The organism is Fodinibius sp. AD559, from assembly GCF_052712805.1.
The window spans coordinates 408,160-419,052 of the sequence record NZ_JBQPVW010000004.1 but is presented as its reverse complement, the minus strand read 5'-3'; the positions used below and the strand labels follow the sequence as shown (position 1 = coordinate 419,052).

The window sequence follows — 10,893 nt, the reverse complement described above, 5'->3', positions numbered from 1 at the left end:
ACGGATTTCTCATTCCGTTACACTACATTCGAAATGACGTCATTATTCCGCCCTAAACTTGTTCTCTTTTAGGTGTCACCCCGAGCGTTGCCGAGGGATCTATCATGCTTCATCAGTAAATACATCGCCGTCATAGACTTCTCCGCTCCCTTACGGTCGGTCGAAATGTCAAGAAGATATCCTTCATCATTCTGTAACTTCACCACTTTGCAACTTTGTCACTTAATCACTCAATATCCTCTCTCACCTAATCACCCAATCACCAACAGTCATCCGGCCGCTGCAAGCTTCTTCCGGTTTTCACGGATAACCTGACGATATGCTTCTAATACGGCTTCGGTCACCTCACTATCAAGCACTTTAGCTTCTCTCTTTACCGCTTCGGCAGCATTCTGTGGAGCAAAGGCTTTGCCCACCAATTGCAATCCGGGAATATCACCGCTGCTGTCCCCAATATATGCTACTTCGCTCGGGTCGATATCCATAACATCACAGAGTTGCTGAATGCCGGTCCGTTTATTGTTTTCGGCCAGGATAATATTTATAGAAACATCTGTATCGTGAACTTCAAATTTAGGATAATTTTCTTCCACATATTCCGCTACCTGTGGATAAAGTTCCTGAATTACTTCGGTATCGAGATGGATAATTCCAGCATCCATCTTCTTGGTAAATTCAATAATAATCCCTTGGTATTGCGGAACTATTTCTTGGCGCAGCCAATCCTTTAATTCCCGAACTTGCTGTTCCGCTTTTTTATCAAATGCGGGATGTAATTGAATTTCATTGGTCTCAAGTTTATATAATCCTGCACTTTCAAATATTACGTGACGGTCAATACCCAACCATTGTGCCACGGCCTCTACATACGGAAATGGTCGTCCTGAACAAATTGACAGCGGGGGAACGGCCATATCATGGAGACTTTGCGCATTGAGCCGACGAATCTGTGAAAGCAATTCCCAGTTGGGCGTTTCAAAGGGTATGGAAATACATCCATCGAGATCGGTGATAAAGAGTTTTATCATTTTGGGGCTAAGTGATTAAGATATTAAGAAACTATGTGATTAGGTTAGTTATTAGTTGTCAAATAATTTTGCAAGCCATTTAATTGGCTCGATACTTTCCCTGTTAGATCTAACAGACTCGAAATGTTATGAATATAGTTTTGTCGTTTTGAAATAATTAATTGAGTCTCCAACTCACTTAATGATCCCTTTGCAATATTTACAAAGTTTGCAAACTCTGCCTTACTCTTTCGTGCCGCCCCTTCAGCCAAATTACTTGGTACTGATATAGCGGATCGTCGCATTTGTGAAGTTAACCCAAATTTTTCCTCGGTCGGAAAACCTTTACTGATTTTGTAGATTTCATCCACCAGATTCATTGCATTCTTCCATGCTTCCAATTTATAATGTGGTCTCATAATCTCTCTCTTGATTTAATTTTATATTACTACCTCGGCTATTTACTTCATCACCAAATCCTCAATTACCCAATCACTTAATCTCCGGGTTTAAATTCCGGAAACACCATCCCAATAAATAAAAATAATAGTCCTATTCCTGCCAGCCACTGGTATTGATTTTTAAAATCAGCATACTCCTGACTGGAAAACTCACCCTGTTGAAGCTCATCCAGTCTTCCCAGAAAACTGTCAATCCCCGAACTTCCACTACGGATTTCATAATATTCCCCATTAGCCTGGTCCGCAATCGAACGCAAAACACTTGACTCCAATGTACTGGTGATGACCTCCCCCTGCTGGTTTCTCTTATTTCCCATAAGCGATCCATCTTCATCGTATAACGGAATATTGCCACCGGATTCGGTCCCTATCCCCAGTGTATATACAGATACATTTTGCTCCAAGAGCTGGTTAAGCTCCTCATCATAACTTTCTCCATGATTTTCACCATCAGATATAATCAGAAAGACTTTAGCTGCCTGAACATTTTGACCATCTTCATCCGTCGACTTAAACGCTTCGGAAGCAGTTTCCATAGCTGCACTAAAGTTCGTCGATGACGACGGCATTTGGTCGGTCTCAGCTATATTTAAAAACATTCGCAATGCAGAATAATCTAATGTCATAGGAGCCTGGAGATACGCTTCACCAGTGAATACCACCAACCCAACTCGGTCCCCATTGAGACGATCAACCAGTCTCGATACCTCATACTTAGCTTTTTCCAATCGGCTGGGTTTTACATCCTCAGCATTCATGCTGTCCGAAAGATCTAATCCTATCAAGAGGTCAACCCCCTGACGTTTTACTTCGCGGACCTCCGTACCAATTTTCGGGCCTGCTGCAGCAATAATAAGCAGAGCAAGTCCAATATAAAGACTACCCATCCGAATGCGTTTCCCCCTCGGCCAAAAACCACTGCGTAACTTTTCAAAAAGGTCAGCTCCGAAATAACTTTTTCGTTTCTTATCCAGCTTCTTATTATACCACCAGTTTGCTCCAATGAGCAATGGAATGATAAGTAATAGCCACAAAAAAATGCTGTCCTGCCAGATCATAAATATCTTTTTGGTTTCCAGTATGGATAAATCAGAATGAGGATAATTAACTGATGAAAATAAACCAAATTGTGTTTACCTAAAGTTATTAGGTGACTAAGAAACTAAGTGATTGGGTATATAATTTATCACTTAATCACCTAATAACCTTATCACTCATCTACAAAAACCATCACCACATCCATCAAGTTATTACCAGTCGGACCTGTTTTTAAAAGCGTATTCATTTGCTCGTGAAAGTGATAGGAATCATTATTAATCAGATAGTATTCAGGATCTATATTCTTCTTTTTGGCTTTGGCAATAGTTCTTCCATCTACTATAGCACCGGCCGCATCCGTGGGACCATCAATACCATCGGTACCAGCACTTAGCCAGGTAATATTTGGGTTACCGGCTATTTTATTTGCTCCTCTCAAAGCCAACTCCTGATTTCGTCCACCCTTTCCGTCACCCGTCACCTCTACGGTACTTTCACCCCAGAAAATAAACAAAGTAGGTTGTTTTCCTTGGGATTTATCCTGATCAGTAACTGGTAAAATCTCACCAGCAATGGATCTGGACATATCCTCAACATTTTTATTAAACGGTTCCTCAGCTACCATCACTTTGCATCCTTCTTGTGATGCAAGATCTCCTATTTTATCAGCCAGTTTACGGGCCGAGCTAATAATTTCCGATTGATGCTTCTTTATGGGAGCTTCCTTAGGCGTTACCGTTTCTTCTACCTCTCCCCTGATTCCCCTTTCGATATGCGTGCGAACTGATTCCGGCGTTACATCCCATAGATCATATTCCAATAAAATGTGATAGGCATCCTGGTACGAAGACCCATCCGGAATGGTAGGGCCGCTGCCAACTATTGATAACTCATCATTCGGCACATCAGAAATTACGAGATCAACAAGTGAAATTTTCGGATCTAAGTAACGCAGCAGCTGTCCACCTTTAATCTTAGAACAGTGTTTTCGAACGGTATTTATATCGTGAATAGCAGCTCCTGAATTATTCAGCAACTTATATAACTCAGCTAAATCATCTATAGAAACACCTTCTACAGGCATGGTTAGCAATGAAGAAGTACCACCGGAAATCAGGTTTATGACAATAGCATCAGCCGGAACACTCTTCATAAAATCCACAGCCCTGTTCCCCGCTCCAAAACTACATTTATCGGGCAGCGGATGACTCCCGACGATTACTCCATCAGCCTGACACGATCTGGCTGCTTCTTGATCGCTTGTCATCACCAGGCTTTTTGTGATATAGTCTCCTAATATCTCGCTGGCTTGCTCATACATAGGAACAGCAGCTTTGCCAACGGCAAACAGGTAAACCGGGCGCTCATCAATAGGATATTGGCGATCGCTTACTTTGATCTTATTCCCATTACATTGGAGGGACTCTTGTATCGCACGATGCGGAGAACATAACTCAAGCCCTTTCAAGAAAAGATTCTTTAAAAATGTTGTGCTATCCACGGTTGATAAGTTTGGATCTCGGATAAATACAGAGCGAGGAGTAATCTAACGATCTTGCTGGAAACACTAAATTAATCCTGCTCCTTTTGCCAATCGTACCATTATTTAAGCGTCATCTCGACCGGCAGGGAGAGATCCTTGTTTTCGATACATAGTAGTACGATAAACACAAAGATTTCTCATTCCGCTTCGCTCCATTCGAAATGACAGTATTAGTTTTTGGCTTGTCATCATATCGACTTGAATCCCCAAATTCTGGGGACAGAATGGAGAGATCTATAGAAGCATCCCATCATATTATAGTAGTGTAATAGATTTCTTAATCCCACAACGCACAATCACACCGTTTCACTCGAAATGACACTTTTATAAGCAACTAATCTTACTTGACAATTTATAGCTCTGTTAATTCTTCACCTAATCACTGCATCGCCTGTCACCCAATAATTCCGGCAATAAATTACCAGGCGAAAAATAGCAAAATCCTGTAACCATGATTGTCCAACCTTTGTTCGTGGCACTACTAACCAACAGAACAACCCTCACCACTTCGCGGCACTCCTTTTAAAAGGGAGATTTTTAGTGCTTATTTCTCGAGTTAAACCTGCATCCTGCCTCCCATCTCCTGAATGTTCAATGCTCCAAGATAATAACCACTCAGTCTTACTTTGCAACTTTGACACTTTGTAGCTTTGTCACTCTTTTACTAAATACTCCCTCACCTAATCCTCCAATCTCCCAATCACCGTCATACGCCGGCAACTCGAGTCCTATCCCCAAAATTAACCCAAACCACTCCGAGTGCAAAAATGACCAGATAAAAAATGGCTGTGGTAGCATAATCGTGTGTTACCATAACTATTTCGGAAGCTTGTCTCTGAATAATTGTGAGAACAATAATACGAATAATGTTGACAAGATAGAGGACGCCAATACCAGTAAAAATAAAGGCAATGCGTGGAATCCATACCCCGGGATAGGCGATCATAAACCCTACAAACAGGCCAATGGTTGAGATTCCACTGCCACCGTCAACCAGGTAAATGCCGGCTGACTCACCGATCCCTATTAATCTGCCAGCAGCATAAAAGTCGTAGCCCAACATTTCCAATATACCTGCCGAGACCGATACAATATTTGTATTTATCCACTGGTCAAAACTTCCCTTCGGTAACAGATAAAGTTCATAAATGAGATACCAGAGCAGGTATACTCCAGCTACTTTGAGTAAGAGAAATCCTGCTTCAGATTTGTGCCACTGCATATAAGCCGTCCATTTTAGCCCTTGTTTCAAGTTAATATATAGGTTTCGATAAAACCTTCTAAATCAATTATACATTTCCACCCATATTAACTGCTATCATCCGTCCTTTATCCACCGTAATATATACCTCAACACAATAACGAATTCTCTCTCCTCTATATAATCGAAATACCTCTTCCCTGTAAGCCTCCCAACGACGAAATTGAATAACCTTCAACGTTAAACATTAAAACGGCCATCAGTCGTCCGTCCACACTTATCACTTAAAACCTAATCACCCTACAACCTTATCTCTTCTTAAAACAAAGATTATTTTTTCGATGCATTTCTTTATATTAATCCTCGTTTTAAACCAATCAAGAAATAAGAAAACAGTATGCGCCTCAAAAGCCTGTTAACTATAGTATTTTTGACCGTGCTCACTATTGCTGCTTCTGGTCAAAGTATTACAGACATTGATTTTGAAAACATCAAAGTCGATAACTTATCGGAGCAGCAAATTCAACAGATTAAGGCTGAAGCTGAGAGTCGAGGCTTATCTACCAACGAAGTAGTTCAGTTAGCTGTAGCACGAGGCATGCCGCAAACCGAGGCGCAAAAGCTGCAGCGCAGACTCGGACAAGTAAGCGGTGCCGGTAATCAACGTGATGGCGGAACATCTGACCGCATGCGATTCTCTACACCCGATACCGCACGCGCCAATGAATTTGATTCCTTTTTTAGAGCTGATACTCGACGAGATTCCCTTCAGTTTTATCAAGATATCCGATTCCTGAAGTACCAAATACAGCAAGATTCTCTTAAGCTAGAGCGCCAGAAACTCCGCAATAAAATATTTGGATTCGAGCTATTCCAAAATGCCACAACTTCTTTCCAACCGGCCTTAAACATTCCCACCCCACAAGACTACCAGCTTGGACCGGGTGACCAGCTCCTCATCGACATTTGGGGTGCTGCCGAAACAACTTATCAACCACAAGTTACTCCGGAAGGGACAATCAATATTCCAAACATAGGTCCCATACCACTTAGTGGACTCACGATCGAAGAAGCATCTGATAAACTTCATGAGCGCCTCGGAGAAATATACTCGGGACTCAATCCGGCTGACAGTGCCCAAAAAGATACCTATATGCAGATAAGCCTGGGACAAGTGCGCAGCATTAACGTCTCAGTGATAGGAGAAGTCCGACAACCGGGCAGCTATTCCCTTCCTTCGTTAGCGACTGTTTTTAATGCGCTATACTCAGCAGGCGGTCCGTCGGTAACCGGTAGTTTTCGTGATATACAGGTGATTCGAGGTGATTCGATAGCTACCACCTTTGATCTGTACGATCTTCTGATAAATAGCAATCAAACCGATAATATCCGTCTTCAATCTCAGGACATTATTAAAATAAACCCATATATAAACCGTGTTGAAGTTACCGGAGAAGTAAAAAGGGACGGGATCTATGAAACCAAAGAAGGTGATCGACTTGCGGATCTAATAAAATATGCAGGCGGATTTACCGGTGATGCCTACAGCCATCGCATTAGAATTACCGGTAATGATTCTCGTCAGCGCACTATTGATGATGTTACCAAGCCCAACTTTGAAAACTATGAAATTACCAATGGTGACAGTGTTGCCGTAGGAAAAGTGTTAGACCGATTTAAAAATCTCGTTGAAATTAAAGGAGCGGTATTCAGAGAAGGAAAATATGCCCTTACTGATACCAGCACGGTAGCAACCCTGATTGAGCGGGCTGAGGGCCTTCGTGGTGATGCCTTCCAAAACCGGGGACTGATATACCGAGAGCAAGAGGATTATACCCTCAAAACGATTCCCTTTGATGTGGCTGAAGTGATGTCAAATCCTGATAAGGACATCCCCCTGGAGAAGAACGATCTTATTATGATCTCTTCCATCTTGGATATGAAACTAAATTACTTTGTTGAGATCGAAGGGCCTGTACAAAATCCGGATAAGTATGAATTTGCCGAAGAGATGACGCTCGAAGACCTTATTCTACAGGCCGGAGGCTTTAAACAGGGAGCCACCCCCAATCATGTAGAAGTAGCCCGACGAAAGACAAGAGCTAATCAGGACGACTATAACACTTCGCAAATCGCTCAGATCCATCGTTTTGATCTCAATGAAGATCTTAGCTTAGGTTCTGAGGCAAGTAATTTCGTCCTCAATCCCTTCGACAAAGTTTACATTCGAAGTATACCCAACTATACTGAACAGAAAAATATTGTTATAAGTGGTGAAGTAAAATACCCCGGCTCTTACTCTCTTGAATCCAAAAATGATCGCATTTCTGATATTATTCAGCGTGCCGGAGGACTTACCGGAAATGCATACCCCGAGGGAGCTACCTTATATCGAGAACTTGAAGATGGACAACTAAGCAATTCTAACCAAGGTGACCCTCAAGGCTTTATTGCGGCTGATACCACCGGAAGACGTCTTGAACAGGAAGATCAGATAACAATCTCAAAAATAGGGATCAGTTTACCCGATATTATGAAAAATCCGGGATCAAAATATGATCTCTTCGTTCAAGAGGCCGATTCAATTGTAATACCTGAAGAACTGCAAACGGTTACTGTTGATGGCGGTGTCTTTTACCCACGAAGTGTTCGCTATCAGGAAGGGATGAACTATAAAGACTATATTGGTTCGGCCGGTGGTTTTACAAATCTCGCAAGAAAGGGACGAGCCTACATTATTTATGCCAATGGAGATGTGGAAAAAGTTAACCGATTTCTCTTTTTCAAAAACTACCCCGAAGTAAAACCTGGTGCAAAACTGGTGGTTCCCGAAAAGCCTGAATCAGCAAAACTATCACCGCAAGAACGAATTAGCATCCTCTCGGCAATAACCTCTACAGCAGCTCTTATTGTAACCACCATCGTACAGATAAACCGATAGAGTATTTTGCATTGGAGAGCTATTTAGCTTGTTCTCCCGTGGCACCTTACACAATCACTTAGCTCTATAGGCACACCCCTCAAGTTTTGAGGAATCTACTCTCTCGATAACCAAATAAAAAATACTCCTGTCAGAGTTAGCGTATCTAACAGTCGTTTTCTAACGTAAGGGAAATTACAACATGAGTATGATAGCAATTCACTTGATAACAAGCATGCCAACAGGATGCCTGCACTACGGTATTCCCTTCTCATTCCGTTATACTTTGCTCGAAAAGACAATAAAATAACCAACAATTTAAATACTTCAACACTTTGTAACCTTATCACCACTCACAGCAAAAAACAAAAGGCACCTTCTTTCGAAGATGCCTCAAGTCTGACTCAAATCTCACTTCTCAATAATCAGTACTAACTTAAAGGATCATTCCCGCACCAACCGTTTCATTGGTGTACTCATCTATTAAGATAATGCTACCAGTTTTTCGGTTGCGCTTATAGCTATCGTAGAACAGCGGCTTTGTCGTGCGTATTTTAATTCGCCCGATATCGTTAAGCCCAATCTCCTTGTCCCCTTCTACCCGGTGCAGGGTATTAATATTAACTTTGTACTTCACTTCTTTAACGATACACCGCGCCTCTTTGGTCGTATGCTTAATGGCATATTTACCATTGGGATCAAGCGGCTCTTTATTGAGCCAGCAGACCATCATCTCGATATCCTGCCCCACGGTCGGTTGATTATCCGGTTTGGCTATCATATCCCCACGAGAGATATCAATATCGTCTTCGAGCGTCATTGTCACCGACATCGGCGAAAAGGCTTCCTGCTCATCCTGCTCGAAGGTTTGAATCTGATCGATGGTGCTGGTAAACCCGGAGGGCAGTGCAATAACCTCATCACCCGGCTTAAACACACCGCCGGCAATTTGTCCGGCATAGCCGCGATAATCGGGATACTCGGTCGATTGCGGACGCGTAACCCACTGCACGGGAAACCGGCTGTCGACGTGGTTATAGTCGCTGTCCACCTGCACGTTTTCGAGCGTATACAGCAGCGTCGCGCCCCCATACCACGGCATATTGTCTGATTTATCCACCACGTTATCCCCATACAGGGCGCTGATAGGAATGTAGTGAATATCGGGAATATCGAGCTTGGAGGAGAAGGTCTTGAACTCGTTGCGAATTTCATCGAAACGCTCCTCGCTATAATCGACCAAATCCATTTTATTCACGCAGAGTACCACGTGCTTAATCCCCAGCAGCGATGCGATGAACGAGTGGCGGCAGGTCTGCTCGATGACGCCATTGCGGGCATCAATCAGAATGACCGCCAAGTTCGCCGTTGAGGCGCCCGTCACCATATTTCGGGTATATTGGACATGTCCGGGCGTATCGGCAATAATAAACTTGCGGTTGGGCGTCGAAAAATAGCGATACGCCACGTCAATCGTGATGCCCTGCTCGCGTTCGGCCGAAAGCCCGTCGGTCAGCAGTGCTAAATTGGTATATTCATCGCCTTTCTTGCGACTGGATTCCTCAATCTTTTCCATCTGATCGTCAAAAATGGATTTCGAATCATACAGCAAGCGCCCGATCAGGGTACTCTTGCCATCATCTACGCTGCCCGCCGTCGTAAAGCGGAGCAGATCCATGTCTAAATATTTTTGTGCTTCGTCTTGTTCCGTGCTCATCGTACAAAATTAGGAATTAAGAATTGGGAATTAGGAATGGATCCATTCCTAATTCGTAATTGAAAATGTACTATTAAAAATAACCCTGTTTCTTCCGCTCTTCCATGGCGGCTTCTGCTTTCTTGTCATCGGTACGATTGCCGCGCTCGGTAATACGCGCCGAGGCCACCTCTTCAATGATTTGCGGGATGGTATCGGCATCGGATTCAAAGGCTCCGGTGCAGGTCATATCCCCGATCGTGCGGAAGCGAATTTTCTTCTCTTCGTATTCTTCCTCTTCGGAAAGGGTAATAAATTTTGACTTTGCCAGGTAGGTTCCTTCGCGCTGGACCACATCCCGGGTATGGGCCAGATACAGGCTAGGGATATCGATATCTTCGGCGGCAATATACTGCCAGACATCCATCTCGGTCCAGTTGCTCAGCGGAAACACCCGGAAGTGTTCCCCCTCGTTCTTGCGTCCGTTATACAGGTTCCACAGCTCCGGACGCTGATTTTTGGGATCCCATTGTCCGAACTCATCGCGGTGGGAAAAGAATCGCTCTTTGGCGCGCGCTTTTTCCTCATCCCGTCGCGCCCCGCCAAACGCTGCATCAAAGCCGTGTTTTTCAAGGGCTTGCAGCAGCGTGGGAATCTGTAGCTTATTGCGGCTGGGATTCGGCCCTTTCGGCGCCTTTACTTTACCGGCGTCGATCATATCCTGCACGTGGGCAACAATAAGCTCCACGCCCAGATCGTCCATCAGCTGATCACGGAATTCGATCGTCTCATCAAAATTATGTCCGGTATCAACGTGCAGGAACGGGAACGGAATTTGGCCGGGCCAAAACGCCTTTTGGGCCAGTCGCGCCATTGTTATCGAATCTTTTCCGCCCGAAAACATCAGTACGGGATTCTCAAATTGGGCGGCTACCTCCCGAAAAATATGAATAGATTCCGACTCCAGTTGTCGGATGTGATTTAGTTTATATAAATGCATTCTCTGAAATGTATTAGAGTAAAACGA

9 protein-coding genes are annotated in these 10,893 nt (G+C 43.5%); 1 reads left to right on the top strand and 8 read right to left on the bottom strand.

Annotated elements, in window-relative coordinates; all coding sequences use genetic code 11:
* Positions 1 to 68: 68 nt before the first annotated feature.
* From ACQ4LT_RS10035 to ACQ4LT_RS10010, 6 genes are all read right to left on the bottom strand, one after another.
* Complete coding sequence (locus ACQ4LT_RS10035) at positions 69 to 206, bottom strand: hypothetical protein (protein WP_445665903.1); 138 nt, start codon at positions 204 to 206, stop codon at positions 69 to 71.
* A gap of 63 nt (positions 207 to 269) precedes the next feature.
* A complete protein-coding gene (locus ACQ4LT_RS10030) occupies positions 270 to 1,028 on the bottom strand; it encodes an HAD hydrolase family protein (RefSeq protein ID WP_445665902.1) in 759 nt (252 codons plus the stop codon).
* A 44-nt stretch (positions 1,029 to 1,072) separates the two neighbouring features.
* Positions 1,073 to 1,426, bottom strand: a complete 354-nt coding sequence (locus ACQ4LT_RS10025) for a four helix bundle protein (RefSeq protein WP_445665901.1) — start codon at positions 1,424 to 1,426, stop codon at positions 1,073 to 1,075.
* A gap of 77 nt (positions 1,427 to 1,503) precedes the next feature.
* The gene (locus tag ACQ4LT_RS10020) at positions 1,504 to 2,526 is read right to left on the bottom strand and encodes a VWA domain-containing protein (RefSeq protein ID WP_445665900.1); all 1,023 of its coding nucleotides are present in this window, start codon (positions 2,524 to 2,526) and stop codon (positions 1,504 to 1,506) included.
* Positions 2,527 to 2,678: 152 nt separating this feature from the next.
* Positions 2,679 to 4,007, bottom strand: a complete 1,329-nt coding sequence (locus ACQ4LT_RS10015) for a glycerate kinase type-2 family protein (protein ID WP_445665898.1) — start codon at positions 4,005 to 4,007, stop codon at positions 2,679 to 2,681.
* A 748-nt stretch (positions 4,008 to 4,755) separates the two neighbouring features.
* Positions 4,756 to 5,271 (bottom strand): archaeosortase/exosortase family protein, encoded by a 516-nt coding sequence (locus tag ACQ4LT_RS10010; protein ID WP_445665897.1) that lies wholly within the window; start codon positions 5,269 to 5,271, stop codon positions 4,756 to 4,758.
* Positions 5,272 to 5,647: 376 nt separating this feature from the next.
* On the opposite strand from ACQ4LT_RS10010, the gene ACQ4LT_RS10005 reads away from it, so the two are divergent.
* Complete coding sequence (locus ACQ4LT_RS10005) at positions 5,648 to 8,191, top strand: SLBB domain-containing protein (protein WP_445665896.1); 2,544 nt, start codon at positions 5,648 to 5,650, stop codon at positions 8,189 to 8,191.
* 415 nt (positions 8,192 to 8,606) lie between these two features.
* On the opposite strand, the gene cysN is transcribed toward ACQ4LT_RS10005, so the two are convergent.
* Together cysN and cysD are read right to left on the bottom strand one after the other, a co-directional pair.
* Complete coding sequence (cysN, locus tag ACQ4LT_RS10000; RefSeq protein ID WP_445665895.1) at positions 8,607 to 9,887, bottom strand: sulfate adenylyltransferase subunit CysN; 1,281 nt, start codon at positions 9,885 to 9,887, stop codon at positions 8,607 to 8,609.
* Between the two features lie 73 nt (positions 9,888 to 9,960).
* Positions 9,961 to 10,866, bottom strand: a complete 906-nt coding sequence (cysD, locus tag ACQ4LT_RS09995) for a sulfate adenylyltransferase subunit CysD (protein WP_445665894.1) — start codon at positions 10,864 to 10,866, stop codon at positions 9,961 to 9,963.
* Positions 10,867 to 10,893: the final 27 nt, after the last annotated feature.